This window comes from Photorhabdus antumapuensis (genome assembly GCF_020387775.1).
Lineage (GTDB): Bacteria > Pseudomonadota > Gammaproteobacteria > Enterobacterales > Enterobacteriaceae > Photorhabdus > Photorhabdus antumapuensis.
The window spans coordinates 1-26,175 of the sequence record NZ_JAHZMK010000041.1; the positions used below are offsets into that span (position 1 = coordinate 1).

The following is a 26,175-nucleotide window of genomic DNA, read 5'->3' on the forward strand; positions in this document are numbered from 1 at the left end:
TCCACTAAACCAAGGTTTTCTGGAATTTGTAAACTAACAGTAACCCGGTGTTGAAGCAGTATGCCAGAGCATTAAGTGGGAATAAAAAGGGTAAAAATTGGCGGTATCCGTGTATTAATAAATGACCAAAATGACGATTATGGGGAATAGTATTGTGAGTGATGTAATTGTGAGCAATTTTTGGGCATAAAACAACCCATCAATGGTCAGAACAGATCACATATGTTGGCAAGATACGCATCTTCCCCAATCATGGTGGAAACGGATTGGTTATGAACTGTATCAGTCGTTATCTTTTTCTGCTTTGCGTATTCTAATTCTGGAGATTTGTTTAACTAAATAAATTGGAGAGTTACCTGTAATCTTGTATAAGATTTGTTAACCATATCAAAACAGGCAACTCTCAATTTTAGATAAAATTTCAACTAACACATCCAAATTTATTTAACAGAAAATTCTATATTTACACTTCGATTTCTTACCCAGTAGGCTTGGCTATTATAACAAATTTGTCCTCCACAAATAGCATTTTCAACTATATCAGGACATCCTTTAATCAATGTATACCATTCTGGGCCAGATCCATCTGAATTTGCATGGCCACGACCATGACGAAATGTTAGTGTACAATTTTCTGTGTCTGTATTGGCAACATTAATATAACTAACATTCCAATCTACAGTTTTAGTTTCATTTGTACACCCATCTACCCAGTTATTATTATCTTTCAGGTTTCCAAGATAAGTTTTACCTGCTTCTAAACGTATTTTTTCGTCCCCACTATCGTACATGCAATTAGATGATTGCGTAACAAGGGTAATACTCTTTGTCGCTGATGAGTTTTTAATTTGTAGTGCATATGTGGCTGATAAATTAGAAATTTTACCCTCTGAAATTTCCAGTGTCGCCTCCTTGTCGGTAATGTTTTCTTTTGTCTCAGCAGCTAAAGCTAATTGTGTTGACGAAGCTAAAATGATAATAGCTGTACCAATTAAAGTTTTCAAAGTTATCATATTAATAAACTCCTTTGATGAAATTATTTGGAACCTTATTAGGTGATTTTTGTGAGTCAATTTTTACCCGCCAGATAGCTTCCATAGGATATTAAGAGCTCATCCCATTAGGGTTATTTTATTTTCACTTAAGCAAGTGTTGTTGAACGTTATTGATATCGTAACGATAATTATAAGTATAATTCATATTTTTATATGTTGAGTTGTTTTTTTTAAATTAAATTTCTGATGTATATCAGGATGTAACTTGGTGGAATGTTGCTGAATATATATTTTACGGATATGGTTTATTATGTAAATAATAACAAATAGGTTTTGTCTAACTTTAAAATAATTCCATCAATTATAAAAAAGTGTCATCTGTATGTTTGTGTCTTAATGTCGATAAAGGTGATATTTATCACATCGCACTTGAGAAAAATTGAGAGGTTTTAATTGATTTTATATTTATAAGTGAAAATAAAGAAGGCCAGCAAGCGCTGGCCAGTTTTAAAAATTTATTTGTTAACTTTAAAATCATTAAAATATATTGGGCTTCTGTTATCCGCTTGATCTAAGCCATATACACAAAAGCGTACTGGGGAATCTTTCTTTTTAAGAGAAAGCGGGATTCTTCTATAAATAGAGTAACCTGTGTCATCGTCGCATTTTGTGGATTTTAATGGACCTGATTTTACACGTAAGTCAACAATTTCATAGGGGTTAAAAATAGGATCAACAATCCAACTATCTTCTGTTTCAAAAACTAATCTTGTTGTTGGTTTTATTGTCGGAGGTGTGTCATCAATTTCACGTAATTTTATTGATGCGTTAGACGTACTCTGCCAGAGTTTATTGGCAGAATGTTGTCCAATGACACACATAGCGTAAATCCCTTCTTTGGAAGGAACGGTAAGTTTATCCAGCGGTTGTGTAGTGACTGGAATAGGTTTACCGTATCCTTTAGGATCTGAACAATCAATATTACTCGCAAGTCCTCCTTTATAGCGAATATTATCAAAACCCTGCTCCTCAAGATGTAAATTCCAAGTGGCAGGCTTGTTGTTAACTGTGCTCTTAGTAATTAGTGGGCCACCAGCGTTAATAGTGATCCCTTTGCCATCATCAAATTTACTTAAATCCAGTTTTCCATCAGGGGTAAATGCACGTGCAATTTTATCAACAGGAATATAATAACTGTCACCTTCACGTGAAAAACCTTTATCCTTAACCAACTCACAAGGCCGATTAACACCACAACCCGTGTAATTTCGATCGACGGTGGTATTTAATACACCAATTATCTTGGATTGATCTTTCAATATAACCGGTGAACCAGAAGTTCCTCCCGCAACACCGGCGCAATCAACAGAAACGGCCGGAGACCAAACCCATGTACCTTCATACACGAGAGGCGTTTTTCCAGTAATGGAGCAAGCTGAATAGCGTAGATAGCGTTTATCACCCGCTATGCCATTGGCCGGAATGTGGGCAAGTTCAATCGGCTGACTTACTGATGGTGCATAATCTTTGTGTAAAGTTACTGGCAGTATTCCGCGATTTGCCAACTCACCATAAGTTGCTTTAAGTCTGAAAACTGCAAGGTCACCGCCTTTCATGGTTGCGTATAAAACCCTATCAACACCAACAGGTTGGTGTTTATTGATTAAGTCAATAAAGTAATTTGGTGTGTATGTCCAACCAGGACCTACAGGTTGATCAATCACGACTTCATTGGTATCTAATGAAGAGTCAAAACAATGGCCTGCGGAGAGAATAAGGGCTTGTTGATTGGCATCAGGGGTTTCTGAACCGGCAATAAGTGTCGCGGTACACAGACCACGACCGCTTAGTTTTCCCACATGCTTAAATCGCTCAGCACCCGGATCGGTAGATTTTAATAGCGGAGCTTCGTTGCTGGTATTGTCTTGCAGATCAGCAATATGTTCGTTGTTATTTTCGGGAAGTGCTTGTACGAAACAACTTGTTGACATAATCCCTGTAATAAGTGTAGCTAAAAAGGTTTTTCTCATGTTTTTACCTCATGTTGTTTACATTTTTAATCTTTCCATGTAATGGAAACAGACATTCAATGAAGAAAAATTTATCGCTAAGAGTTTTTTAGAACTTTAATAAATCCTCTATATGAGTATTTAATGTTTATTAATTTATGAATTAATAGACAGTTTTTTTAGCGCATAAAATCATTCTATTGGGTGCCTGTTATCCAGAGCCAATAATAAATAACATAAAAATCAGCTAAATAGTTTTATATACTGCAATAGGGCTATAACGTTCAATGGAACGAGAACGGGCTATAAAGGTTTTTCTGGTATAAATTCGTTGTTATAAAGGATGAGTTGATTAAATGAGAGTTGAACTCCGGGAGAATGTATATTTATTAGTTGTTACTAAATTTATTACCCGGAGCATTGATTGTAGAATAATAAAAGTGTTAGCGAAATAATTCTAGCTTTGTCGGAATGAGTTTCAATTCAGTTTGCAATGTTTTTAAATAGTCAATAGTAATAGTGGCTAAAATGGAATAAAAATCATTTTCCAGTTTAGTTGTCTGAACTAATTCTAGATAACAGTAGGCCCATGGCAGTAAATGCTGTTCCAACAGGGTGCGTGCGGCAGGTTTATGTCCTTGTTCTAAAATATAAACTAAGGCCAGCAGCATTAGACCGAATTGATCTTCAGGTTCCCGTTGTTCACTGGACATGACGATATTCTGTTTTGCCAGAAACTCCCGGTAAGCTAGCGTACTTTCACCTGATAATGCGTTTTCTCTGTCCAGATAAACCGAGCCCCAAGGTGGGGCTGGCATAACACCTTGCCCTTCGAACAGGATGGAGTAGTCATATTGTAGAGATTCGGCCGAGAAGGTAGCGAGTTTTTTGGTCAGATTTTCTATTTTGCAGTTATCTGACCAGGGAAATAATTTATCAATATCGACAAGCAATGGAATTAACGGGCGGACTTGTTCTGATTTCGGTGAGTAATAAAAACAGGCACCAATAATGCGAGGGACAGCGGTATCTAATAACATTAGCAGTTCTCGTTGTGATTGGGTTATACAGATGATGTAAGCAGCGATTTTACGATAAACAACATCATAAGCTTATATGTTATGAATAGATAGTTGATTATGATCAACGATTAATCTGTTGCGGTGTTGTTACTATCTTTGTCATCAGATTGACGGTGATTTTTGTTATGAAGTGCATAAGTTTATCGCCGAAAATAATAAAATTAGCGGTTTTATTAGTGTGGAAAATATATATTTAATCTGCATTTTAATTCAACGGGTTTAATAAGGTTATTATGGTAAAAGTGAATATATATCATTAGTTATCTAATAATTTAATAACTTGAAAAGTAGACCGCGTTAAAAATAAATAAACCTAATAGATTTCGAGTTGCAGCGAGGCGGCAAGTGAACGAATCCCCAGGAGCATAGATAACTATGTGACTGGGGTGAGTGAAAGTAGCCAACAAAGCAGCAGCTTGAAAGATGAAGGGTATAAATCGCCGTTGGGTTAATACCACACCTTAATAGTGTGGTTGGGAAGGAGGTGAAAATCCTCCGCAGCCCCCGCTGCTGTGATGCTGACAACTCCGCTGATGCCACTGGTCGGAAAGACTGGGAAGGTTGCGGGGAAGGATGACGCTAAGCCAGAAGACCGACCTGACAGGCACGAGACATTAACTCCTTCGGTGGGAAGCGAGTTGTCATCCAAGTGGTGTGCGCGGTGTTGGCACGTCTTATTGGCGCTCCTTTTCCGATCGACATATCGGGAATTTTCTATGCAATGGTCAGGTAGAAAGGCATTTGTTATCGCGGGTACGGGTAGTGGCTGTGGTAAGACTACTGTTACCCTTGGCATTTTGCGGGCATTGATGTTGAGAGGGTTGACTGTCCAGCCGTTTAAAGTGGGGCCGGATTATCTGGACAGCGGCTGGCACAGCTCTGTGTGTGGCGTAGCATCTCGTAATCTTGATGCATTCATGCTGCCAACAGCGACGCTTAATGGTCTTTATAATCAGCATATGCGTCATGCTGATGTAGCGGTCATCGAAGGTGTGATGGGGTTGTATGATGGTTATGGTACCAACCCAAACTATTGCAGTAGCGCGGCAATGGCTAAGCAGTTGGGATGCCCGGTGATTTTGTTGGTGGACGGTAAGGCAGTATCGACTTCTGTTGCCGCAACTGTTCTGGGTTTTTGTCGTTTTGATCCCTCTCTCACGATTGCGGGCGTCATTGTTAACCGCGTCAATTCTGAAAATCATTTCGAACTTATTCGTCATGCGATTGAACATTATTGTGGTGTTCCGGTGCTAGGGCGTCTGCCAATGATGAAGGATGTGTCGTTACCGTCTCGTCATCTTGGTCTTATTCCTGCCCAAGAGCAGGTTGACAATGATGCTCGCTGGCAGCGGCTGGCTCAGCAGGTGGAGGCGCATATCAATCTTGATCGTCTGTTGGCGCTTTGTGACTGTCCTACTTTACCGGAGGGTGAAGCACCATCATTGCCTGATCCCGCATTGGCTGATGGCTTGACGTTAGCGTTGGCAGATGATGAAGCCTTTAATTTTTATTACCCAGATAATCTGGAGATGTTAGAACGAGCTGGAGTGCGTATTCACCGTTTTAGTCCACTGCATGATCGCCGTTTACCCGATTGTCAGATGGTTTATCTCGGTGGGGGTTACCCGGAAATATACGCCGCTAAGTTGGCTGCCAATAGTGCCATGCGGGAAGCTTTACAGGATGCGCATTGCCGTCAAGTGCCCATTTATGCTGAATGCGGTGGTCTGATGTACCTTGGCAAATCGTTGACCGACGGAGAGGGGGCGAGCCACCAGATGGCCGGTATTCTGCCGGGGGAAAGCCATATGGGTACGCGGTTGATACGCTTTGGTTACTGTCAGGCACAGGCCCGTGTTGACACTTTGCTGGCCGCGGAAGGTGAGATTTTACGGGGCCACGAGTTTCATTATTCTGATTTTATCAGCTCAGTGCCCTCAGTTTTTGACTGTACTAAATGGCGTGACGGGATGGCAATACAGCAATGGGCCGGAGGCTATCAGGTACAGCAAACGCTAGCCAGTTATCTTCATATCCATTTTGCTCAGCGTCCTAGTCTGCTTGATCGCTGGTTGAGGTCTGCAAGGAGGCTATTGTGACACTTGCTGCCTGGTTTGCTGCTTTCTTGCTCGATAGCTGGTTAGGTGATCCACCACATTGGCCTCATCCGGTGCGTTGGATTGGTAAGCTGATCTCTCTGGTACAACGGGCGGTTCGGCGCTGTTGTCACAGTGAACGTGCATTGAAAGTCGGTGGAGCAGGGCTATGGATAGTGGTTGTTGGGCTGACGTGGTTGGTGAGTTGGGGATGCCTGTGGCTGATGCACTCCATTCATCCTTGGGTCGGCTGGCTGGTCGAAGTGTGGATGATTTATACCCTGTTGGCAGGCCGTTGTCTGAGTGACACTGCGCTAGAGGTACATGGCGTATTACAACAGGGCTCATTGGATGAGAGTCGCCAGCAATTGTCATGGATTGTCGGGCGCGATACTTCTCAACTGGATGCACCGCAAATCACGCGCGCAGTAGTGGAGACGGTGGCGGAAAACAGCGTTGATGGGGTTATTGCTCCGCTGTTTTTTTTGATGATTGGTGGTGCGCCGTTGGCAATGGCTTATAAAGCAGTTAACACCCTTGATTCAATGGTGGGGTACAAAACTCAGGAATACCGCGCCATTGGGTATGTTTCTGCTCGCATGGATGATTTGGCGAATTGGTTACCGGCGCGGTTGAGTTGGCTGTTATTGAGTGCGGCGGCTTGGTTCATCCGGCTTGATTTTCGCCAGGCACTGCGTATTGGCTGGCGCGATCGTTATCAACATGCCAGTCCTAACTGTGGCTGGCCTGAAGCGACGATTGCTGGGGCCTTGGGTATTCGCCTTGGTGGTCCGAATTACTACTTTGGTGAACGGGTAGATAAACCCTGGATTGGTGATGAACGCCGTGAAATCGCGCTGACGGATATCCCGCTCAGTATCCACTTGATGATGATAGCTTCGCAATTGGCCTTACTGTTGTTTGCGTTGCTGCGCTTACTGTTGGTCGGAATGGCTTAGAAAAGGGCAACGAATATGAACTATCTCCAGAAACCTCAGCAAATTGAACAGAATAGCTTCGCAATCATTGGCGATATTATTGCCAGTGAGCGCCCCGATTATCGTTTTGTTGATGAGATGCAAGAAGCGGTGATTAAACGGGTGATCCACACCACCGCAGATTTTGACTGGCTGGATATTTTGTGGTTTTCACCGGATGTGCTGACTCGTATTACTGAGGCATTGCGCCGGGGGTGCATTCTGTATACCGATACCACGATGGCTCAGTCCGGTATCAATAAAGCGTTGTTACAGCAAATGGGCTGTGAATGCCGTTGTTATATCAGTGATCCGCGGGTGGTAACGATGGCGAAAGCACAGGGTATTACCCGTTCTATGGCAGCGGTGGATATCGCATTAGCTGAGGAAGGCGACAAGATATTCGTGTTCGGTAACGCTCCAACCGCCCTGTTTCGTTTGCTGGAAAGGCAGGCTTCACCATTGGCGGTGGTTGGGGTGCCTGTCGGATTTGTCGGCGCGGCAGAATCGAAAGCGGCGTTGATGCAAAGCGAATTGCCTTATATTGCAGCCGCAGGCCGTAAAGGGGGAAGTAATATCGCGGCGGCGATTATCAATGCCATTCTGTACCGGTTGCAGGAGGCACAATGAGCGATACGATGCAACTAGACAGCATCTGGCATAACGGTAAACAGTATCGCAAAGGTTATACCACCGGTTCCTGTGCTACCGCTGCCGCTAAGGTTGCCGCATTGATGGTGTTGCGTCAGCAAGTTATTGACCATGTTTCTATTGTTACTCCTTCTGGCGTGACATTGCGCCTTAACGTCGAACAGCCGCTGATTGAAGGCCAACAGGCGACCGCCGCTATCCGTAAAGACGGTGGCGACGATGTAGATGCCACTCATGGCATGTTGATTTTTGCCCGTGTCACCTTGTGCGATCACGGTGAGATCCATCTGCGGGGTGGGGAAGGTGTTGGCACGGTTACCCGTAAGGGTGTCGGATTACCGGTAGGTAGCTCTGCCATTAATCGTACACCGCGTCAGACCATTGAGGCAGCGGTACGGGAAGCTATCGGTCCTTTACGGGGCGCGGAGGTGGAAATTTTCGCGCCGGAAGGTGAAGAGCGGGCAAAGAAAACTTACAACGGGCGATTGGGGATACTGGGTGGCATTTCCATCATTGGTACCACCGGTATTGTCACGCCAATGTCGGAAGAGAGTTGGAAACGCTCATTGGCAATAGAGCTAGAAATGAAACGTTCAGCGGGGGCTGAAAAGGTCATTCTGGTTCCCGGCAATCATGGTGAACGTTTTGTGCGTGAACAATTGGGGCTTGATGGTCAGCTAGTAGTAACTATGAGTAACTTCGTGGGTTACATGTTGCAGGAAGCGGTACGGCTTGGCTTCCGCCATATCATGTTGGTGGGACATCCCGGCAAACTGGTGAAAGTGGCCGCAGGAATTTTCCATACTCACAGCCATATTGCTGATGGCCGCATGGAAACGTTGATTGCTTATCTGGCACTGATGGGGGCGTCGCAGGCACTGCTGTTAGAGGTGAGTCATTGCGATACCACAGAAGCCGCAATGGAACTGATTGCAGAACACGGCTTGCAAGCGGTTTATGACCGTATCGCTGAACGCATTTGTGAACGAATGAGTGAAATGTTGCGTTTTGCGGTTAATCCACCGCGCTGTGACGCCATTATGTTCTCCTTTGATAATCAGATCCTCGGCACCAGCCGACCGTTGAACGACATTTTGGAGGAGATGCGATGATCACTGTTGTCGGTATTGGTCCCGGTGATACGGCGTATCTGACGCCACAGGCGCAGCACTATATTACTGACGCGGAGGTACTGGTCGGTGGCAGACGTCACCTGGAGATATTTAGCGGTGTCACCCACGAAACCCGGGTACTGGATGCTGATCTTGCCAGTTTGCTTGCTTGGCTACAGAACAACAGTACCCGTCATATTGTGGTATTGGCGTCCGGCGATCCGCTGTTGTATGGCATCGGCAAATTGTTATCTGAATATTTTACCGCAGATGATCTGCGCATCATTCCCGGTATCAGTTCAATTCAGTATCTGTGTGCCAAAGCGGCGCTGGATATGAACGATATCTATCTGACCAGCAGTCACGGGCGTACCCCGGATTTCGACTGGATTCTGCAACACGACAAAGTAGCGATGGTAACTGATGGGCGCGTTGGCCCGCGGGCAATTGCGGAGGCCATTATTGCGCGTGGCCTGAGCCGTACATTGATTATTGGTGAAAACCTCTCTTTGCCTAATGAGCGTATTCACCGTCTGCGGCCAGAAGCGGTGGCGACTGACTATGACATGAACGTGGTGGTGATCTTATGAGAGATGACGAATTTTTACGCGGACAGAAAGTGCCGATGACCAAAGAACCGGTTCGTGCACTGGCATTGGAGCGGCTGGAATTGAATCATGCCAGCCAGTTGATTGATGTGGGAGCGGGTACCGGCAGTGTGGCATTGGAGGCGGCGTTACGCTTCCCGGCGTTAACCGTGACTGCTATTGAACGCAACCCGGCGGCACTGGCCTTGATTGAGGAGAATCGTCAACGACTAGGTTGTCATAATGTGGAGATCATTGCAGGAGAAGCGCCGTTAGCATTGGATGTTATGGCAGATGCCGTATTTATTGGCGGCAGTGGTGGGCAATTGACTGCCTTGATCGATTGGGCACTGGATCACATGTACCCCGGTGGCCGTTTGGTACTGACTTTCATTTTGCTGAATAACCTGAATGATGCACTGGCACATTTGCGGACCTGTCAGATCAGTAAGTTGGAGTGTATACAGCTACAAGCCTCTACTCTGGCGTCCCTTGGTAGTGGTCACTATTTCAAACCGAATAATCCGACTTATCTGATTTCCTGTTACAAGGAGAAGATCGATGTCTGAATATTTTGATCCCCGAAAAGTGTGGTTTGTCGGGGCCGGACCGGGTGATAAGGAGTTAATTACCTTGAAAGGCTACCGTTTGCTGCAACAGGCGCAGGTGGTGATTTATGCTGGCTCACTGATTAATATCGAATTATTAGATTATTGCCCGCCAGAGGCTGAGTGTCATGACAGCGCCGGTCTGACGTTGGAACAGATTGTTGCACTGATGGTCGATGGTGTACGTGCGGGTAAACTGGTGGTGCGGCTGCAAACCGGCGATCTCTCGTTATACGGCTCTATCCGTGAGCAAGGGGAAGCTTTGACCGACGCGGGCATCAGTTTTATCTCGATACCGGGTGTCAGTGCTTTCCTTGGGGCAGCTGCGCAATTAGGGGTGGAATACACCGTACCGGAAGTGGCGCAAAGCTTGATCATTACCCGGATTGAAGGTCGTACACCGGTACCGCCGCTCGAACAGTTGGAATCCTTCGCTGCTCATCAAACTTCAATGGCGATTTATCTTTCTGTACAGAAAATGAGACATGTAGCTGCGCGTCTTCAAGCCGGCGGCTATCCAGCAACTACGCCGGTCGCGGTGATATACAAAGCGACCTGGGCTGAAAGCCTAACCGTGCGCGGTACGTTGGCTGATATTGCTGAAAAAGTACAGGCTGAGGGTATTCGTAAAACCGCTTTGATTCTGGTTGGTGCTTTTTTGGGAGAGGAGTACCACTATTCCAAGCTTTATGATGCGGGGTTTAGCCATGAATATCGCCGGGCATGAGTCGATTGCGGTGTTCTGTCTGACGCCGGGCGGGGTCAGATTGGTACGTCGGTTGAAAACTCATCTTCCTCTGACCTGTTTTACCAGCGAAAAGCTGCTGGAGCCGGGGTTTCTTCCTTTTAATGGCAGTTTTGGCGACACGTTGCGCGAGGCATTTAAGCATTATTCGGCGCTGGTGGTAGTGGCGGCGCTTGGCATCACGGTACGCATGCTTGCGCCACTGATAAACGACAAAATGCATGATCCCGCCGTGGTAGTGATTGATGAAGGTGGTCAGCATGTTATTAGCCTGTTATCCGGTCATGTAGGTGGCGCTAATGCATTGACTCACCATTTGGCGGAGTTGTTAGGGGCCGACCCGGTGATTACAACCGCCACGGATGTTAACGGGATGGCGGCGCTGGACACCCTTGCCACTCAGTTAAATGCCGATATGCAGGATTTTCGCCATGTGGTGAAAGTGGTAAACCAAATGCTGGTCAGTGGTCAGAAAGTCGGGCTGTGGTGGGATGAGCCACTACTTAGTGAACGTGAACAGTGTGATATCCGGGGTTTTGTCCCGGTAGCATGTCTGGAGGCGTTGCCAGCGCTGGATGCGTTGGTGTGTATCACATTGCGAGATTCATTGCCGGCATTGCCTCTACCGGTTTACAAACTGGTGCCGAAACGTGTGGTAGCCGGGATCGGTTGTCGCCGGGATACGCCATTGCAAACAGTGCTTGAGCTATTGCAGCAGCAGATGGCGGAAAACCATTTCGATCTGATGGCGTTACGTGCCATCGGTAGTGTTGTCATTAAAAAGGATGAACCAGCGCTAAATCAGCTTGCACAGCGTTGGCGTGTACCGTTTGAGTTGTTCAGTGTTAATGAGTTAAGTCTTCATGAACAACGTTTTCCCGCTTCCGATTTTGTCCGCCAGACGGTGGGGGTTGGCAGTGTTTCGCAGCCTGTCGCCTGGTTGATGAGCGAAGGAAAATTGGTTGGTCGGACCTTGCGTCAGCAGGGCGTCACTATCACTTTGGGGGTATCACAATCATGTTAACCGTAATCGGTATTGGACCAGGTAATGAATCCATGATGACGCAGGATGCCATTGCAGCGATCCGCGAAGCTGAAATTATTGTCGGCTATAAAACCTACACCCATTTGGTCAAACATCTGACGATGGATAAAGAAGTGATTAAGACCGGTATGTGCAAGGAGATTGAACGCTGCCAGAAGGCGATCGATCTGGCGTTGTCCGGTCGTAAAGTTGCTTTGATCAGCAGCGGTGATGCGGGAATCTATGGCATGGCCGGTTTAGTGCTGGAGTTGGTTTGCCAGCAACAGTGTGATCTTGAAGTTAAGTTGGTCGCCGGGATCACCGCCAGTATTGCTGCGGCGTCGTTGTTGGGCGCACCGTTGATGCACGATTTTTGTCATATCAGTTTGAGTGATCTGCTAACGCCGTGGCCGATGATTGAGAAACGTATTATTGCCGCCGCGCAAGCCGATTTTGTTATTTGTTTCTATAACCCACGTAGCCGTGGCCGGGAAGGGCATCTTGCCAAAGCATTTGAACTTATGCGGCCGTGGAAAGCGGCACAGACACCGGTTGGCGTAGTAAAAGCGGCCGGACGTAAAAAACAGGATAAATGGATCACTACTTTCGGCGAGATGGATTTCTCCCCGGTGGATATGACCAGTCTGGTGATTGTTGGCAATCAAACGACCTATTGCCGTGATGGATTGATGATCACGCCACGGGGGTATGAACTATGAGCCATCCGGCTATCCATGTTTTCGGCGGTACCAGCGATGCCCGGTTGATCTGTCAGGCACTGGACGCGGCAGGAGCACGTTATCGTCTCTCTGTTGCTACTGATGCCGGGAAACAACTGGCGGGTGATATTCAGGGCGATGTGGTGGTGGGGCGAATGGATGCCGAGGCGATGGTGGATTACTTTGATCAGCATCAGGTTCGTTGGGTGATTGATGCTTCTCATCCCTACGCAGATGCACTAAGTCACAACGTGATAACAGCTTGTCGTCGTTTGTCACTGCGGCTTACTCGTTATCAGCGTCCCAGTGAGATTGACTTACTGAGCCATCCACTGTTGCACAAAGTAAATAGTACAGAGGCGGCTTGCGACGTTGCCCGGACACTAGGGCAACGGATCTTGCTCACCACCGGCAGTAAGCAACTGGCACTGTATCAGCGTTTACTACCGGGAAAAACGTTGTTGGTACGGGTATTGCCGACCGCCGAGGTGTTGATTCAGTGTGAAGCGTTAGGATTGGGGGTCGATCATATTATCGCGTTGCGGGGGCCATTTACGGCTGAATTCAATCATGCAGTGTATGAATTTTGTCACCCTGATGTGGTGATCACAAAAGAGTCTGGGGCCGAAGGGGGATATCAACAGAAAGTGGCTCCCTGTCTGGCACTCAGTATTCCCTGTATTGTGGTGTGCCGTCCTACACAGACTTTACAGGGAGATGAAGGAGAGCAGATTAGTTCGCTGGATGAGTTTGTCCAACACCTGGCCAATTGGCAGGAATAATGAGGGCAATAAAATGAAAAAAGCACTATTAATCATCAGCTTTGGTACCAGCTATCATCAAACCCGACAAAAGAATATTGATGTCTGTGAACAACAACTGGCCGCGGCTTACCGTGATCGCGATCTGTATCGCGCATTCACCTCAGAAATGATCATCCGTAAATTAAAAAAACGTGATGGCCTACAGGTGGATAACCCACGTCAGGCGTTGGAGCGTTTGGTCAATGAGGGTTATCAGGATGTCGCGATTCAATCCCTTCATGTCATCAACGGTGACGAATATGAAAAGATCGTCAGTGAAGTGCGTACCTTTAGCGATCATTTTCACCGTTTAGTAGTGGGTACGCCGCTGCTTAACCGTTTTGCCGATTATCAACAACTGCTTATTGCCCTGAAAAGTCAGATGCCACCATTAGCCGAGGATGAGCGGGTGGTGTTTATGGGACATGGTGCCAGTCACCATGCCTTTTCTGCCTACGCGTGCCTTGATCATTTGATGAATTCACATAATTTCCCGGCGTTGGTTGGCGCGGTGGAAAGTTACCCAGAAATCGACAATATCATCATCCGCTTACGACGTCAGGCGATACGTAAGGTACATTTGATGCCGTTAATGCTGGTGGCTGGCGATCATGCGATTAACGATATGGCATCGGACGAGCCGGATTCGTGGCGTTCTCAACTGGAAGCTGTTGGGATCAAAACCCAATCTTGGTTACAGGGATTAGGTGAAAATCCGCTGATCCGCGAAATGTTCGTTCAACATCTGGCGGACGCATTACAGGCAGAACAACAGGAGGTGGTGTGATGAATGGAAAACTTTATGCTATAGGTGTCGGTCCGGGTGCCAGTGACCTGATTACTGTACGTGCAGCTCGAATACTTGCTGGCCTTGATGTGCTTTATGCCCCCGCTGGACGTAAAGGGGGGGATAGTCTGGCGCTCTCCATCGTGCGTGAATACCTGTTGCCCCACACGGAAATTCGTACCTGCCATTTTCCGATGAACAGTAATGGCGAAGAGAAACAGGCGGTATGGGATGAAGTGGCGCAGCAACTGCAAGATGAAGTGGCGCAGGGGCGGCAAGTGGGTTTTATTACCCTTGGTGATGCCATGTTATTCAGTACGTGGGTCTTTTTGCTGGCGCGAATTGGTCGGCAAGAGTGGCTGGAAATTGTCCCAGGTATCACCTCTTTTGCTGCGATTGCCGCGCGTACCGTATTACCACTGGCGATGGAACAGCAATCAATGGCGATAATGTCTTGTACTGCGCCAGAAGCCGAGCTGGAACAGGCACTGCAAACGCATGATTGCGTGGTGCTGATGAAAGTCTATAACCGTTTTGCTGCCGTGAGTACATTGTTGGCACGCCTGAATTTGTTTGAACATGCCTTGTTGATGGCGGATGCTACATTGCCAAGTGAGCAGTGCTGGCGCCGTTTAGATCAGGTGGATGCCGATCGGAAACTACCTTATTTCTCCACCATTTTAGTGAATAAACAATGGCATACTGAGAAATAAGTGCTGGTATGGCAGCAAAAATATTCATTGGGTTGGCAATGGTGGCGAATATTGACTCATTGGATACATTAATCGCCGGGTCAACCCTTTCCATCAGGTAAGGTGTGATTGTGAACTAAGCTCGCTGCGGTATAAAACTGAGGAGCAGTTTTTTGCTCTGCTACACCAATAATTGAAGGAGATAGCATGATGGGCTTGTCTTTAATGTTGCAGGGTACGGCGTCTGATGTGGGGAAAAGTGTACTGGTTGCGGGATTGTGCCGTATCTTTGTTCAAGATGGTTATCGCTGCGCCCCGTTTAAATCACAGAATATGGCGCTGAATTCTGGTATCACTGTTAACGGTGAAGAGATGGGAAGGGCGCAGATTTTTCAGGCAGAGGCGGCAGGTATCGAGCCTGATGTGCGGATGAACCCGGTATTGCTTAAACCCACCAGCGAACGTAAAGCTCAAGTGGTGTTGATGGGAAAAGTGGCCTGTAGCATGAATGCGGTGGAGTATCACCAGTACAAACCCAGTTTACAGCAGCAAATTTGCGAGGTTTTTCACAGTCTGGCGAGTGAATATGACGTCATTGTGCTGGAAGGGGCTGGCAGTCCGGCGGAGATCAACCTGCGCGATCGAGATATTGTCAATATGGGGATGGCGGAGATGGTTGATGCTCCTGTGTTGTTGGTAGCAGATATCGATCGCGGCGGCGTATTCGCGGCCATCTATGGCACATTGGCACTGCTACGCCCGGAGGAGAAAGCACGGGTAAAAGGGGTGATCATCAATAAATTCCGAGGTGATGTCAGCTTGCTCCAGCCGGGTATTGAACAGATTGAAGCTTTAACTGGGGTGCCTGTACTGGGAGTGATGCCTTGGTTGAATATTGATCTGGAAGATGAAGACGGCGTAGCGTTACAAATGGGCAAATATGATGGCGCAACAGAAAAGGCGCTGGATATTGCCGTGATTCGTTTGCCCCATATTGCTAATTTTACTGACTTTAATGCGCTGGCGGTGCAGCCGGATGTCCGCTTGCGTTATGTGACTCAACCATCCGCGTTGCAGCCGTCGGATCTGATTATCTTGCCCGGCAGTAAAAACACGTTGGGAGATTTGCAATGGCTAAGGCAAAACGGGTTAGCGGATGCCTTGTTAACGGCACATCAGGCGGGTGTTCCGGTTATCGGTATCTGCGGTGGTTATCAAATGTTAGGGAAACGGATCATTGATGGCGTGGAATCGGGTATTGAACAGATGGATGGTCTTGGATTGTTGGATATGGAAACCCGCTTTGCCCATGAAAAAGTAACGACTAGGGTAAACGGTCAGTGCTTGTTAGCATTGCCGGGCTTGCTGTCAGACTGCGTTGAGCAGCCTATTCGCGGTTATGAAATTCATATGGGCAGCTCGTTACTGGGAGCGGATGCAACCCCGTTTGTCTATATTACCGAACGTAACGGCCAATCTGGTGGTTGGTGTGATGGTGCGGTTAATCGAGAAGGCAGTGTGATGGGCAGCTATATTCATGGCTTGTTTGATAGCGCTAATTTTACCCGCGCTCTGCTTAACGCTTTGCGTCAGCGCAAAGGATTGGCGGCTTATCAAGGGGAAATACTGGATTATACCCACTACAAACAGACTCAGTTTGACCTCTTGGCGAAAGCCATGCGTGAACATCTGGATATAGAACGGATTTATCAGTGTATGAAAACTCATCGACAAGGTTCGGCTCCGTGATCTTAATCACTGGCGGGGCTCGTAGTGGTAAAAGTGTGCTGGCGGAGAGACTGGCGGCACAAGCGAGTGAACAGGTGTTATATATTGCGACTGCCGTAGTGACAGACAGTGAAATGGCTGAACGTATACAACTGCACCGCGAAAATCGGCCGGATCATTGGCGTACATGGGAAGGCTATCGCGATCTCGGTGCCGTTATCACGACACAAACCCGGCCGGGAGAAGCGGTTATCTTAGAATGTATCACCACCTTAATTACCAACCTATTATTTGAGCAAGCTGGAGAGATGCCATCTGAACAAATGGATTTTGCTGTATTGGAGGTGGGAATCCAGCAGCAAATTAGCGATCTGTTAGCGGCTTGTACCTGCATGACTTCCCCGATATATCTGGTCACTAACGAACTGGGAATGGGCATTGTGCCGGAGAACCGTCTGGCCCGCCATTTCCGCGATATTGCCGGAAGGGTTAACCAGCGGCTGGCGGCGGCTGCCAGTGAAGTATTTTTGATGGTATCGGGAATTGAGGTGAAAATTAAATGAATCTGCGCTTGTTTCTTGCCACCTTACAATTTATGACTCGTATTCCGGTACCGTCGCGTTGGACGCAGGGAGTGGAAATAGATCAGTACGTGCGTGGCATAGCGAGTTTCCCATTGGTTGGATTGATTGTCGGTGTGCTTGCGGCGGCGGTTTTTACTTTATTGGCGCCTTGGTGTGGTGAGCCATTGGCGGCATTAAGTTACGTATTAGCGCTGGCGTTGCTAACGGGCGCACTCCATCTTGATGGCTTAGCAGATAGCTGTGATGGCGTGTTTTCTGCCCGTAAGCGGGAAAGAATGTTAGAGATTATGCGTGATAGCCGTTTGGGAACAAATGGTGGGTTGGCATTGATCTTCCTTATTTTGGCGAAAGTGCTGGTGGTGAGCGAATTGGCTCTGCGTGATGCTCCGATGTTAATGGCTTTGACTGCGGCATCTGTTGCGGGCAGGAGTGCGATTATCTTGTTAATGTATCGCCAGCGTTGTGCCCGCGAAGGGATGGGGTTAGGGAATCTCTATATCGGGCGGGTTAATGGTTATCAGACACTATTGACACTATTAGGTGGGACGGTGTTGATTGCTCTACTGATGCGCTGGTCTGGTGTGTTGGCGTTGGTTATTACATTATTGGTGATTGGATTACTGGCAGTTTATCTGCATCGACGATTAGGCGGTCAGACCGGTGATACTCTTGGTGCGTCTGTGGAAGTTGGGGAGTTGGTGTTTTTACTGGCGTTACTGTGAGTAACTTCCTAACAGAATGTCCAACTCCCTATTCTTGCGCCAAGCATCAGCTGGCTGAGAGAATAACAGTAATAGGCGCGTAATGTTTACGGGCGGAAATTTGGCGACTTTCCCAGCGATCATGAGCTGCTTGAAGGTTAATCCAAAAATCCTCGTCTGTTTCAAATAAACCGGCCAATTGCGTGGCTTCTTCAACGGATAGGCGCCGGGAATTATTCGCAATTTGGCCGATAACCTTGCGAGAAACACCCATCGCATTCGCCAACTGCTGTTGGGTTATTTTTAAGGGTTTTAAAAACTCTTCAGTCAACATCTCGCCTACAGTTGTAGGTTCTGCTGTTCTGGTATCCATAAAGTTTCCTTAGTATTTGTGCGGATCAAGATAAAGATCATAAGCATAGCCGTCACGCCAGCGGAAAATGAGCCTCCATTGAATAGATACACGAATGCTAGACCATCCATCTAAGTTTCCTGAAAGACGCTCATAGTTATTACTACGTGGAGAAAACAATGATTTCTCTGTAGTGGAGGCATCCAGAAGAGAAAGCTTTCTACGTAAAGGACTTATGATAGTAGCGGGTATGTCTCCTCCTCGCATGTTGTCAAAGTAGAACCTTGCCAATGAGCCTATTTCTCCATCCCTAAAACTACCGATCATTGGCTTTTCCTCTAGTTCATTCTTGATAAAATAATTGTATCCAAAATGGAAGCATAGTGAAACCAAAAAGGAACAATATGCTCCTAAAAAACATATGATACGCTGGAATTATATACCTAATAGATTTCGAGTTGCATCGCGACGGCAAGGGAGCGAATCCCCGGGAGCATAGAGAACTATGTGACCGGGGTGAGTGAGTGCAGCCAACAAAGAGGCAGCTTGAAAGATAACGGGTATAAAACAGAAATACTTTAATCTGTGCGAATGAGCAGTAACGTAGCTTGCAGCGTTTTATGATAAATTATGTTCACCTAATGAAAAAGGTATTATCGCTATAGGGTGTTCTGAGAAAACGTTATCTGATAGAAGCGGTGTTTGGTCGGTTAAAAAATATTTCTCAAATAAGTTTTTTCTCTTAGAGGGGGAGTCGGAGTGATTGTCTCCTGTCAGTCTAAAAAAACGAATCTGAACTTACATGTTTCTGAATTAGCTATCCTTAAACACATCTGAGGTAGGGTAACGGTAATGCGACTATTTCTGGTTCGGCACGGTCAAACAGAAGCAAATCTGAGTGGCGTTTTCTGTGGCATTACGGATGTGGAGTTGACTGAAACGGGAATCAATCAGGCCCGGCAAGTTGCCCACTATCTATCGGCAGTGACATTTTCCCAAGCGATAAGCAGCGAGTTACGACGGGCGCGTCATACTGCGGAGATTATTCTGGCCGATCATTCGCTATCAGCTAGCATTGATGTGCAACTTAATGAAATGCATTTCGGCGCATGGGAAATGCGCCATCATCACGATTTACAGCATGAAGATGCTCAAGCCTGGGCTGCCTGGTTAGCCGATTGGCAACAGGCATCACCAACCGGAGGGGAAACCTTTCCAACATTTGCGGCCCGGATAGAAAATGTGGTTCAGCAACTGCTGATACAAGAAAGTCAGGATAATCTGTTATTAGTTGCTCATCAGGGAGTATTGGGCTTGTTACTGGCGCGTCTGCTAGCTATGCCGCCTGCTGCTATGTGGCATTTTCATTTTGAACAGGGAACATACAGTATCGTGGAAATCCAACATGGATTTACTACATTGCGTACATTTAATAGCCGGGCTTGCTGGCAATCTGAGACGTAGGAATAGCGCCATGCAAACATTGTCATCGATCATTAATTCCATTGTGCCATTGGATAACGTTGCGATGGCACGTACTGCCACTCGATTGAATGGGCTGGTTAAACCGACAGGCAGCTTCGGACGTCTGGAACATCTGGCGATTCAGCTTGCCGGAATGCGGGGATTGTCGGGCCATCATATTGATCGTAAGCAGATTATTGTGATGGTTGCTGATCATGGAGTTTATGACGAAGGTGTGACTATATCGCCTAAGTCAGCAACGGCTATTCATGCGCAGAATATGATGAAAGGGATCACCGGTGTTTGCGTGTTGGCGGCAAATGCGGGTGCTGATGTGAAAGTTGTGGATGTGGGCATTGATAGTGATCCTGTGCCGGGATTAGTGAACATGAAGATGGGGCGTGGCAGTGGCAACATTGCTCAAGGGCCAGCGATGAGCCGTCAGCAAGCTAAAGATTTGTTATTGGCAAGCGCACATTTGACGCTGGAACAGGTTGCAAATGGCGTGAGACTGTTTGGCGTGGGCGAATTGGGGATGGCGAATACTACGCCGGCGGCGGCTGTGGTCAGCGTTTTTACGAACAACCATCCACAACAGATTGTAGGCATTGGGGCTAATTTCCCAAGTGAACGCTTGCATCATAAAGTGGCGGTTGTGCAACAGGCGATTGAAATCAATCGACCTGATGCCAGAGATAGCATTGATGTATTGGCAAAGATTGGTGGTTATGATTTGGTGGGGATGACGGGCGTCATGCTTGGTGCGGCTTCTGCCGGGCTGCCGGTGATTCTGGATGGATTTCCCTCTTACGCGGCGGCGCTGGCCGCTTGTCGAATTGCTCCTGATGTGCGTCATTACCTGATCCCTTCGCATTTATCGGCAGAGAAAGGCTCAATCATTGCATTGCAGCACTTGCAACTGGAACCTTATTTACATTTGGGCATGCGTTTGGGGGAGGGGAGCGGCGCTGCGTTGGCTATGCATCTGGTGGATGCGGCTTGTGCTATGTATAACAATATGGGGCTATTGGCCGATAGCAATATTGTGCTGCCGTTGTAAAAGAATGAGAGAAAAAGCGTTATCGGGGTAGGATAACGCGGAGAAAATGGTATTTGATTTATACCTAATAGATTTCGAGTTGCATCGCGACGGCAAGGGAGCGAATCCCCGGGAGCATAGATAACTATGTGACCGGGGTGAGTGAGTGCAGCCAACAAAGAGGCAGCTTGAAAGATAACGGGTATAATCTATTTGGAAATTAAGGGTGATAAGCAAGGATTAATATCACAAGGATGTTCAACGGTTGATTCTATTGGTAATACATGTCAGCTTGGTCATGAAGACCATATATTTGTTTATGAATTGACTTCCAATATAACCAGAGGTCAACATGTTAATCATCAACCGGTTGAGATAAGAAAGCCAATAGATAAGTCTTCTCCTCTTTTGGGGTTAGCCATAACTAATAAAGAATCGCTGCAATGTATTTTTTATTTTTACAGAACATCAACTAAAGGTGGTTTAGAACTCTATTATAAGATAAAACTCACCGGCGCATATATATGTGGATTGAATGGATTTTATCCAAACTCATCTACGCATAATGAATGCCAGCCACAGGAAAGTTTATCTTTAATGTATAAGTCAATAACGTGGGAACATGTTATGTCCGGCACCAGTGCATATAGTATATGGGAAGACAACGTTTATTGAGGTTTTTATGAAAGGGATATCCCATCTTTCTTATGATTTAAATAATTACGCTTCGTCATTGAAGCGTAAAGCACACTTGGCTGCCAGCTTTTTTATAGAAGATAGCCGATTGAGAATGTCATATTTAAAAGAAATTGATGACTTTGTTAATATAAAAACACGTGAGTTTAAAAATACCTTTGATGTAAATGAAAAGAAGAGATTGGTTTATCAAGTAAAAGATGAATATGAAATAACGGAAAAAGAATATCAGGCTTTAAGGCGTAAGGATTATACCAAATATATTGTAACCGATATATTTGAAGATCAGGGCGTGGTTAAATACGCAAAAATAGGCGGTGGGGTTGTTGCTGGTATTGTTCAGACAGCTGCTGGTGTTGCAGTTTTTAAATCTGGTAAATTGGTAAGATCTAAAAAGGTTCAGTCTATGGGGGTTGTTTTGTTGGCTCATGGAGGTAATAACTTTTATGAAGCTATTAGTCCGATTCTCTATGAGAGTCAAGATATAGGCTGGCTCAGGGAGGGATATCGGCACATCTCTCATGCTTTAGGTTATGATGATAATGTAGCTAATGTTGCTTATAGTTCAGTTGATTTAGTGGCGAGTGCATATGGAACATATGGAATGTTCAAGCTTAAGCCTATTAAATCAAAGAATAATATATCGGGGGGCTATCCTGTAAAGCCGGGGGCGGGAAAATTATTTAGGTATATTAATGAGGATCTTGCCAGAAAATGGCGGTTAACACCAAATCCTATATTAACCATTCAGTTATCAATTGGTGGATATAAAATTAAACTTTTGATGGATGACATATATGAACTTTATGATGATTGAAATCTAGTTTTTATTTTAAAACGAATATGGAAAATTAGTAATTTTGAACCCGTGATTAAATTACAGCTAACGGCGAGGCTGTAGTAGATAAAAAACGAAATAGTAAAAAATAGATAAATAGATAACATTAATGAAATGCTATATGTCTTTTCACTGAAAAACATACCTAATATCATAAATGAATAAACTGAGGTTAATAATATTATCGGCAACGCTATTTCTTCCGCTATAAATAGTAGATAATGACAAAAACAATCTGTTTTGCTTTGGTATTTATGATAAATATCAGGTTCATCTTTGTGTAGAATAATAAAGTTTCTCTTTATCTTAATCAATTCTTTAAAGGTGAATCCACTATTTAATATTAATTTTCTTAAGTCAGTTAGGTTCATTTATTTAGACCCGATTTATTTATTATAGGGTTATTTTTACCATATTTAATTCATTATTTCAACGGTTTAATTTGTTTTTTATTTTAAAATGGATATAGAGAATTAATAATTTTGAGTCTATGATTAAATTACAGCTAACGGAAAGGCTGTAATAAATAAAAGATGAGATTAAGACAAATAAGTAAATAGAAAACATCAATGGAATTCCATATGCTTTTCCACTGAAAAACATTCCTGATATTATAAATAAGTTAATTAGTGTTGAATATATTAATGGTATAGCGACTTCTTCAGCTATAAGTAATAGATAATGACAAAAACAATCTGTTTTGCTTTGGTATTTATCATAAATATCAGGTTCATCTTTATATAAGGTAATAAAGTTTCTCTTTATCTTAAGTAATTCTTTTAAGGTGAATTTGCTATTTAATATTAATTTTCTTAAGTCAGTTAAATCCATTTATTTAATCTCGTTTTTCTGTTTTTATTATCATTACATATTTATTCTTTATCGTGCATCATAGTTTTTTAAATTTTTCTTTTATTTTGAGGCGAATATAGAAAATGACTAATTTTATGCAGGTGCAAAAATTATAACGATAGCGGTGATAAAAAGATTTATAACATATGCATATAATGGTTGAAATGATATAAAGAATCGATATTAATGATAAATAGGATACTGTATTTTCGTTATGAAGGAAAATTTCCATTATTATGATGCCTATATACATAAGAGCAAAAAATAACACTGGATCGCCGGCATCTTCAGCAAGCACTATTATAACGTTGTAAATATTATCGCTTTTTGTATAATACTTTATTACATATCTTCTTTCGTCATCGTCAAGATTTTTAAAGGTCCTTTGTAGCATAAGAAGCTCTTTAAATGTGAATCCACTACTGAGGGTTAATTTTCTTAATTTTTCCAAATCCATCTATTCAATCTCATAATATTTTGTTGATATAATGACTTATCATAACATAATTATAATTTTATTATACTTAATAAATGCATTCTTTAGATCTGTTTTTCAAAAGTTTGTTGTATTTAATAGTATGATACTGCCGTCGTAATAGAAATGAGAGAGAAAAGTGTTATCAGAATAGATAATGCGAAAAAACAGTATCTTATTATTTTGGTTGTTATTTATTACATGATTGAATGACAATGTATATACAATGAATTTGTTGATTGTATTTTTCTTCACTATGCTGACAAACTTCAATATTTAACTGTTTGTGGAAAGTGTTAAGTTAGATTTTACAAGTAAAACTGCCTGTTATATATATTACTAAACAACATAAATAATAAGGAAAAGAATAATGTCATCGAAAAAAAGAATATCTATAGGTCCTCTTCAAACCGTTGAGATTTATAGTAATAGCAATATTGTAATGCCCAATATTGTCCCAACGGCAATTATAAAAAACAGGAGTATAGCACCAATTAAAGCTATAAATTACTGGGCTGGTCTGATTGGAGATTATCAGCAGTATAGTTATGTTGATATTTATCTTGGAGAAGTTAAAATGCTCGTAAGACCTACTGGCCTGATTTACCGATATAAAATAGTAGTTTCTAATCTTAGTGGTACTGAAACTGCAGAAATTGATTTTGTACTGGATTTTATATTGAGAGACCCTGAACTTCCATCAAAAAAAATACTGTTGACCGATCCACATGGACTTGAAATTTATAATTCTGGTAATGCAGTATTACCTACTGAATTCAGTGATGCAATTATAAAAAACAATAGCTTTGCAAATATTAGGGCTATAAGTTATTGGGCTGGTCCGTTTGGAAGTTATAATATGTATACCTATCTTGATGTTAACGCCGGTAACACCGATATACTTGCATCACCACCTAATGTTGTTAATTTCTATAAAATTGTAGTCTACAACATTAGCAGTAATGTTCAAAATGCAGAATTTGAAGTTATATCGCATTTATGGTCCGTCGGTGCATAAAGTAGGAGGCAGGTTCTGGCCTGCCATCCTCTTTTTTATTTTTATATTGATTTTACTCCTAATTAAATTAAAAGAAGATTACAGAGGTACCAAATCTGATGCCTCTGTAAGTTATACCCGTTATCTTTCAAGCTGCCTCTTTGTTGGCTGCACTCACTCACCCCGGTCACATAGTTCTCTATGCTCCCGGGGATTCGCTCCCTTGCCGTCGCGATGCAACTCGAAATCTATTAGGTATATACCGGTCTTTTTACTAACTTTAATCAGTCGAGCACTAGTTGACTTATTCGGCAATCATATAAATCCGTTAATTTTTCAATCGTTGCTTTGCGTGGGCGATCTGATTTCTCAAACTGAGAAACGGCAGCTTGTTTTATACCCAGTTTTTCCGCTACCTCAGCTTGTGATAGTCCACGATAAATGCGCCAAGCGGCTTGTAGTGAAACTTCATCGTCTACCATGATAGAAACGACTTCATGAGGAATAGTTTCATCGTCATTTGGTCCCGCTGTATAGGGAATAATTTGATAATTTTCATCATGATCCGCAGCTGCCAATAGTCTTTCGTACTCGTCCATTGGCAAAATAACGGCTTGTTTTTTGCCATGCTCGTCTGTAATAAATTGAATATTAGCCATATTCTTTTGCTCCGTGTATGTATATATCCACCTTCTATCAACGACTAAGCGCAATGCCGGAGGCTTGTTGTTCCAGCATATTTTTAGCTAAATCGACGATAATTGCCGCGGCTTCGATTGGCGGTGTGCCGCCACGGTGAATATTAGAGATACAAGTACGGTCAGCTTCAACGGTTTTCTCTACCGTCGGCTGGTAAACGGCATAGCAGGAGAGACTTTCCGATTGCCCTAATCCGGGGCGTTCTCCAATCAGTAAGACAACCACTTTAGCTTTTAGTAACTCGCCAATTTGATCTTCGATTTTAACGCGACCATAGCGCACAAAAAACGGGGTGCCGATGCACATTCCTGCTTGTTCCAACCCTTTTAACAGTGGTGGCACAAGATCTTGGTAGTTGGTGATAATGGCATCAGTAGAAAGCCCATCGGAGATGACAACCTGTACATCAGAACCTGTTTTACATTGTGTCAACAAGATTTCTACCGCATTGGCACTAAGCTTCCTCCCCAGATCCGGACGAGTCAGATAGAGATTTTTATCACTGATTTGAGATTGCACTTCTAGCAATCCTTGTTTTTCTATCCATTCAGTCGGGACTTCTTTTAACACCGTATCTTTAGAGCGGGAGTGATCAGCTTGAAAACGCAGTAATGCCTGAGTGCGTGGGCGTGGACCGCTGCGGCCGGTACCCACTCTCGCCACGGTGCTACGGCGTAATTCCTGTAAGACTTCTATACGGTTCGGGTTTTGGACACCGATCCACTGTTTGGCTTCTAAAGAGCCTAAATCCGGCGTACTGCTTTCAGTTTCGTCAATGATTTCAGGAGATGCATGTGGTTCCTGATCAGACACCACATTGCTTATATTTTCTTCAATTTGTTTTTGGTTCATGTGATTTATCT

Annotated in this window: 31 protein-coding genes and 1 riboswitch; of the genes, 20 read left to right on the forward strand and 11 right to left on the reverse strand. The window is 44.4% G+C overall.

Features of this window, described 5'->3' with window-relative positions; translation table 11 throughout:
- Positions 1-440 precede the first annotated feature (440 nt).
- The 4 genes from KZ793_RS15445 to KZ793_RS22580 all read right to left on the reverse strand — a co-directional run bounded on the left by KZ793_RS15445 (position 441) and on the right by KZ793_RS22580 (position 4,788).
- Positions 441-1,013: a hypothetical protein gene (locus KZ793_RS15445; RefSeq protein ID WP_225816148.1), complete on the reverse strand. Its 573-nt coding sequence runs from the start codon at positions 1,011-1,013 to the stop codon at positions 441-443.
- A 497-nt stretch (positions 1,014-1,510) separates the two neighbouring features.
- The gene (locus KZ793_RS15450; RefSeq protein WP_225816149.1) at positions 1,511-3,025 is read right to left on the reverse strand and encodes a trypsin-like serine peptidase; all 1,515 of its coding nucleotides are present in this window, start codon (positions 3,023-3,025) and stop codon (positions 1,511-1,513) included.
- Between the two features lie 422 nt (positions 3,026-3,447).
- Positions 3,448-4,044 (reverse strand): TorD/DmsD family molecular chaperone, encoded by a 597-nt coding sequence (locus KZ793_RS15455; protein ID WP_225816150.1) that lies wholly within the window; start codon positions 4,042-4,044, stop codon positions 3,448-3,450.
- 470 nt (positions 4,045-4,514) lie between these two features.
- Positions 4,515-4,701: riboswitch (cobalamin riboswitch) on the forward strand.
- A complete protein-coding gene (locus KZ793_RS22580; RefSeq protein ID WP_255562387.1) occupies positions 4,666-4,788 on the reverse strand; it encodes a hypothetical protein in 123 nt (40 codons plus the stop codon). It overlaps the preceding riboswitch by 36 nt.
- A 14-nt stretch (positions 4,789-4,802) precedes the next feature.
- Between KZ793_RS22580 and KZ793_RS15460 the strand changes: the two genes are divergently transcribed.
- From KZ793_RS15460 to cobS, 15 genes are all read left to right on the forward strand, one after another.
- Positions 4,803-6,185, forward strand: coding sequence for a cobyrinate a,c-diamide synthase (locus KZ793_RS15460; protein WP_225816151.1), 1,383 nt, complete (start codon positions 4,803-4,805; stop codon positions 6,183-6,185).
- Positions 6,182-7,141, forward strand: coding sequence for an adenosylcobinamide-phosphate synthase CbiB (gene cbiB, locus KZ793_RS15465; RefSeq protein WP_225816152.1), 960 nt, complete (start codon positions 6,182-6,184; stop codon positions 7,139-7,141). The genes KZ793_RS15460 and cbiB overlap by 4 nt, the downstream gene beginning before the upstream one ends.
- A gap of 15 nt (positions 7,142-7,156) precedes the next feature.
- Positions 7,157-7,789, forward strand: coding sequence for a cobalt-precorrin-8 methylmutase (locus KZ793_RS15470; RefSeq protein WP_225816153.1), 633 nt, complete (start codon positions 7,157-7,159; stop codon positions 7,787-7,789).
- Entirely contained in the window at positions 7,786-8,922 is a 1,137-nt protein-coding gene (gene cbiD / locus KZ793_RS15475; protein ID WP_225816154.1) for a cobalt-precorrin-5B (C(1))-methyltransferase CbiD, read from the forward strand. The genes KZ793_RS15470 and cbiD overlap by 4 nt, the downstream gene beginning before the upstream one ends.
- Positions 8,919-9,512 carry a cobalt-precorrin-7 (C(5))-methyltransferase gene (locus tag KZ793_RS15480; protein ID WP_225816155.1) on the forward strand — a complete coding sequence of 198 codons (594 nt, stop codon included), beginning with the start codon at positions 8,919-8,921 and terminating at the stop codon, positions 9,510-9,512. Before cbiD ends, KZ793_RS15480 begins: the two co-directional genes overlap by 4 nt.
- Positions 9,509-10,078, forward strand: a complete 570-nt coding sequence (locus KZ793_RS15485; RefSeq protein ID WP_225816156.1) for a decarboxylating cobalt-precorrin-6B (C(15))-methyltransferase — start codon at positions 9,509-9,511, stop codon at positions 10,076-10,078. The genes KZ793_RS15480 and KZ793_RS15485 overlap by 4 nt, the downstream gene beginning before the upstream one ends.
- Positions 10,071-10,844 (forward strand): cobalt-precorrin-4 methyltransferase, encoded by a 774-nt coding sequence (locus KZ793_RS15490; RefSeq protein ID WP_225816157.1) that lies wholly within the window; start codon positions 10,071-10,073, stop codon positions 10,842-10,844. The genes KZ793_RS15485 and KZ793_RS15490 overlap by 8 nt, the downstream gene beginning before the upstream one ends.
- Positions 10,825-11,886, forward strand: coding sequence for a cobalt-precorrin 5A hydrolase (gene cbiG, locus KZ793_RS15495; protein ID WP_225816158.1), 1,062 nt, complete (start codon positions 10,825-10,827; stop codon positions 11,884-11,886). Before KZ793_RS15490 ends, cbiG begins: the two co-directional genes overlap by 20 nt.
- The gene (locus tag KZ793_RS15500) at positions 11,880-12,605 is read left to right on the forward strand and encodes a precorrin-3B C(17)-methyltransferase (protein ID WP_225816159.1); all 726 of its coding nucleotides are present in this window, start codon (positions 11,880-11,882) and stop codon (positions 12,603-12,605) included. Before cbiG ends, KZ793_RS15500 begins: the two co-directional genes overlap by 7 nt.
- Complete coding sequence (locus KZ793_RS15505) at positions 12,602-13,387, forward strand: cobalt-precorrin-6A reductase (protein WP_225816160.1); 786 nt, start codon at positions 12,602-12,604, stop codon at positions 13,385-13,387. Before KZ793_RS15500 ends, KZ793_RS15505 begins: the two co-directional genes overlap by 4 nt.
- A gap of 13 nt (positions 13,388-13,400) precedes the next feature.
- Positions 13,401-14,195, forward strand: coding sequence for a sirohydrochlorin cobaltochelatase (cbiK, locus tag KZ793_RS15510; RefSeq protein WP_225816161.1), 795 nt, complete (start codon positions 13,401-13,403; stop codon positions 14,193-14,195).
- On the forward strand, positions 14,195-14,908 hold the full coding sequence (locus tag KZ793_RS15515; protein ID WP_225816162.1) for a cobalt-factor II C(20)-methyltransferase: 714 nt from the start codon (positions 14,195-14,197) through the stop codon (positions 14,906-14,908). Before cbiK ends, KZ793_RS15515 begins: the two co-directional genes overlap by 1 nt.
- A gap of 189 nt (positions 14,909-15,097) precedes the next feature.
- Entirely contained in the window at positions 15,098-16,636 is a 1,539-nt protein-coding gene (locus KZ793_RS15520) for a cobyric acid synthase (RefSeq protein WP_225816263.1), read from the forward strand.
- Positions 16,633-17,178, forward strand: coding sequence for a bifunctional adenosylcobinamide kinase/adenosylcobinamide-phosphate guanylyltransferase (gene cobU, locus KZ793_RS15525; protein ID WP_225816163.1), 546 nt, complete (start codon positions 16,633-16,635; stop codon positions 17,176-17,178). Before KZ793_RS15520 ends, cobU begins: the two co-directional genes overlap by 4 nt.
- A complete protein-coding gene (cobS, locus tag KZ793_RS15530) occupies positions 17,175-17,921 on the forward strand; it encodes an adenosylcobinamide-GDP ribazoletransferase (RefSeq protein WP_225816164.1) in 747 nt (248 codons plus the stop codon). The genes cobU and cobS overlap by 4 nt, the downstream gene beginning before the upstream one ends.
- 46 nt (positions 17,922-17,967) lie before the next feature.
- On the opposite strand, the gene KZ793_RS15535 is transcribed toward cobS, so the two are convergent.
- Positions 17,968-18,273: a HigA family addiction module antitoxin gene (locus tag KZ793_RS15535; RefSeq protein ID WP_225816165.1), complete on the reverse strand. Its 306-nt coding sequence runs from the start codon at positions 18,271-18,273 to the stop codon at positions 17,968-17,970.
- Between the two features lie 9 nt (positions 18,274-18,282).
- Entirely contained in the window at positions 18,283-18,579 is a 297-nt protein-coding gene (locus KZ793_RS15540) for a type II toxin-antitoxin system RelE/ParE family toxin (protein ID WP_225816166.1), read from the reverse strand.
- 525 nt (positions 18,580-19,104) lie between these two features.
- Here KZ793_RS15540 and KZ793_RS15545 point away from each other — a divergent pair.
- The 4 genes from KZ793_RS15545 to KZ793_RS15560 all read left to right on the forward strand — a co-directional run bounded on the left by KZ793_RS15545 (position 19,105) and on the right by KZ793_RS15560 (position 22,268).
- Positions 19,105-19,716 carry an adenosylcobalamin/alpha-ribazole phosphatase gene (locus KZ793_RS15545; protein ID WP_225816167.1) on the forward strand — a complete coding sequence of 204 codons (612 nt, stop codon included), beginning with the start codon at positions 19,105-19,107 and terminating at the stop codon, positions 19,714-19,716.
- 10 nt (positions 19,717-19,726) lie between these two features.
- Positions 19,727-20,776, forward strand: coding sequence for a nicotinate-nucleotide--dimethylbenzimidazole phosphoribosyltransferase (gene cobT / locus KZ793_RS15550; RefSeq protein ID WP_225816168.1), 1,050 nt, complete (start codon positions 19,727-19,729; stop codon positions 20,774-20,776).
- 174 nt (positions 20,777-20,950) lie between these two features.
- On the forward strand, positions 20,951-21,430 hold the full coding sequence (locus KZ793_RS15555; protein ID WP_225816264.1) for an Hcp family type VI secretion system effector: 480 nt from the start codon (positions 20,951-20,953) through the stop codon (positions 21,428-21,430).
- 7 nt (positions 21,431-21,437) lie between these two features.
- Positions 21,438-22,268, forward strand: a complete 831-nt coding sequence (locus KZ793_RS15560; RefSeq protein ID WP_225816169.1) for a DUF4225 domain-containing protein — start codon at positions 21,438-21,440, stop codon at positions 22,266-22,268.
- On the opposite strand, the gene KZ793_RS15565 is transcribed toward KZ793_RS15560, so the two are convergent.
- Genes KZ793_RS15565 through KZ793_RS15575 form a run of 3 tightly spaced genes read right to left on the reverse strand, consistent with a single transcriptional unit; the run spans position 22,256 to position 23,598 of the window.
- On the reverse strand, positions 22,256-22,660 hold the full coding sequence (locus KZ793_RS15565; RefSeq protein WP_225816170.1) for a hypothetical protein: 405 nt from the start codon (positions 22,658-22,660) through the stop codon (positions 22,256-22,258). The genes KZ793_RS15560 and KZ793_RS15565 overlap by 13 nt on opposite strands.
- 58 nt (positions 22,661-22,718) lie before the next feature.
- Positions 22,719-23,120, reverse strand: coding sequence for a hypothetical protein (locus KZ793_RS15570; protein ID WP_225816171.1), 402 nt, complete (start codon positions 23,118-23,120; stop codon positions 22,719-22,721).
- 58 nt (positions 23,121-23,178) lie between these two features.
- Positions 23,179-23,598, reverse strand: a complete 420-nt coding sequence (locus KZ793_RS15575) for a hypothetical protein (RefSeq protein ID WP_225816172.1) — start codon at positions 23,596-23,598, stop codon at positions 23,179-23,181.
- Positions 23,599-23,986: 388 nt separating this feature from the next.
- Here KZ793_RS15575 and KZ793_RS15580 point away from each other — a divergent pair, with 388 nt between their 5' ends.
- The gene (locus tag KZ793_RS15580; RefSeq protein WP_225816173.1) at positions 23,987-24,634 is read left to right on the forward strand and encodes a hypothetical protein; all 648 of its coding nucleotides are present in this window, start codon (positions 23,987-23,989) and stop codon (positions 24,632-24,634) included.
- 263 nt (positions 24,635-24,897) lie between these two features.
- On the opposite strand, the gene KZ793_RS15585 is transcribed toward KZ793_RS15580, so the two are convergent.
- Complete coding sequence (locus KZ793_RS15585) at positions 24,898-25,272, reverse strand: helix-turn-helix domain-containing protein (RefSeq protein ID WP_225816174.1); 375 nt, start codon at positions 25,270-25,272, stop codon at positions 24,898-24,900.
- 37 nt (positions 25,273-25,309) lie between these two features.
- The gene (eutC, locus tag KZ793_RS15590) at positions 25,310-26,164 is read right to left on the reverse strand and encodes an ethanolamine ammonia-lyase subunit EutC (protein WP_225816175.1); all 855 of its coding nucleotides are present in this window, start codon (positions 26,162-26,164) and stop codon (positions 25,310-25,312) included.
- Positions 26,165-26,175 lie beyond the last annotated feature (11 nt).

Coding starts and splice junctions, on each gene's coding strand:
- KZ793_RS15445 (WP_225816148.1), bottom strand. CDS start 1,013: ATGATAACTTTGAAAACTTTAATTGGTACAGCTATTATCATTTTAGCT.
- cobT (WP_225816168.1), top strand. CDS start 19,727: ATGCAAACATTGTCATCGATCATTAATTCCATTGTGCCATTGGATAAC.
- KZ793_RS15580 (WP_225816173.1), top strand. CDS start 23,987: ATGTCATCGAAAAAAAGAATATCTATAGGTCCTCTTCAAACCGTTGAG.
- KZ793_RS15565 (WP_225816170.1), bottom strand. CDS start 22,660: ATGAACCTAACTGACTTAAGAAAATTAATATTAAATAGTGGATTCACC.
- KZ793_RS15490 (WP_225816157.1), top strand. CDS start 10,071: ATGTCTGAATATTTTGATCCCCGAAAAGTGTGGTTTGTCGGGGCCGGA.
- KZ793_RS15455 (WP_225816150.1), bottom strand. CDS start 4,044: ATGTTATTAGATACCGCTGTCCCTCGCATTATTGGTGCCTGTTTTTAT.
- KZ793_RS15570 (WP_225816171.1), bottom strand. CDS start 23,120: ATGGATTTAACTGACTTAAGAAAATTAATATTAAATAGCAAATTCACC.
- KZ793_RS15520 (WP_225816263.1), top strand. CDS start 15,098: ATGGGCTTGTCTTTAATGTTGCAGGGTACGGCGTCTGATGTGGGGAAA.
- KZ793_RS15480 (WP_225816155.1), top strand. CDS start 8,919: ATGATCACTGTTGTCGGTATTGGTCCCGGTGATACGGCGTATCTGACG.
- cbiG (WP_225816158.1), top strand. CDS start 10,825: ATGAATATCGCCGGGCATGAGTCGATTGCGGTGTTCTGTCTGACGCCG.
- KZ793_RS22580 (WP_255562387.1), bottom strand. CDS start 4,788: ATGTCGATCGGAAAAGGAGCGCCAATAAGACGTGCCAACACCGCGCAC.
- KZ793_RS15470 (WP_225816153.1), top strand. CDS start 7,157: ATGAACTATCTCCAGAAACCTCAGCAAATTGAACAGAATAGCTTCGCA.
- KZ793_RS15505 (WP_225816160.1), top strand. CDS start 12,602: ATGAGCCATCCGGCTATCCATGTTTTCGGCGGTACCAGCGATGCCCGG.
- KZ793_RS15515 (WP_225816162.1), top strand. CDS start 14,195: ATGAATGGAAAACTTTATGCTATAGGTGTCGGTCCGGGTGCCAGTGAC.
- cbiK (WP_225816161.1), top strand. CDS start 13,401: ATGAAAAAAGCACTATTAATCATCAGCTTTGGTACCAGCTATCATCAA.
- KZ793_RS15460 (WP_225816151.1), top strand. CDS start 4,803: ATGCAATGGTCAGGTAGAAAGGCATTTGTTATCGCGGGTACGGGTAGT.
- KZ793_RS15560 (WP_225816169.1), top strand. CDS start 21,438: ATGAAAGGGATATCCCATCTTTCTTATGATTTAAATAATTACGCTTCG.
- cbiD (WP_225816154.1), top strand. CDS start 7,786: ATGAGCGATACGATGCAACTAGACAGCATCTGGCATAACGGTAAACAG.
- KZ793_RS15535 (WP_225816165.1), bottom strand. CDS start 18,273: ATGGATACCAGAACAGCAGAACCTACAACTGTAGGCGAGATGTTGACT.
- KZ793_RS15500 (WP_225816159.1), top strand. CDS start 11,880: ATGTTAACCGTAATCGGTATTGGACCAGGTAATGAATCCATGATGACG.
- cobS (WP_225816164.1), top strand. CDS start 17,175: ATGAATCTGCGCTTGTTTCTTGCCACCTTACAATTTATGACTCGTATT.
- KZ793_RS15585 (WP_225816174.1), bottom strand. CDS start 25,272: ATGGCTAATATTCAATTTATTACAGACGAGCATGGCAAAAAACAAGCC.
- KZ793_RS15575 (WP_225816172.1), bottom strand. CDS start 23,598: ATGGATTTGGAAAAATTAAGAAAATTAACCCTCAGTAGTGGATTCACA.
- KZ793_RS15485 (WP_225816156.1), top strand. CDS start 9,509: ATGAGAGATGACGAATTTTTACGCGGACAGAAAGTGCCGATGACCAAA.
- KZ793_RS15540 (WP_225816166.1), bottom strand. CDS start 18,579: ATGATCGGTAGTTTTAGGGATGGAGAAATAGGCTCATTGGCAAGGTTC.
- eutC (WP_225816175.1), bottom strand. CDS start 26,164: ATGAACCAAAAACAAATTGAAGAAAATATAAGCAATGTGGTGTCTGAT.
- KZ793_RS15450 (WP_225816149.1), bottom strand. CDS start 3,025: ATGAGAAAAACCTTTTTAGCTACACTTATTACAGGGATTATGTCAACA.
- KZ793_RS15545 (WP_225816167.1), top strand. CDS start 19,105: ATGCGACTATTTCTGGTTCGGCACGGTCAAACAGAAGCAAATCTGAGT.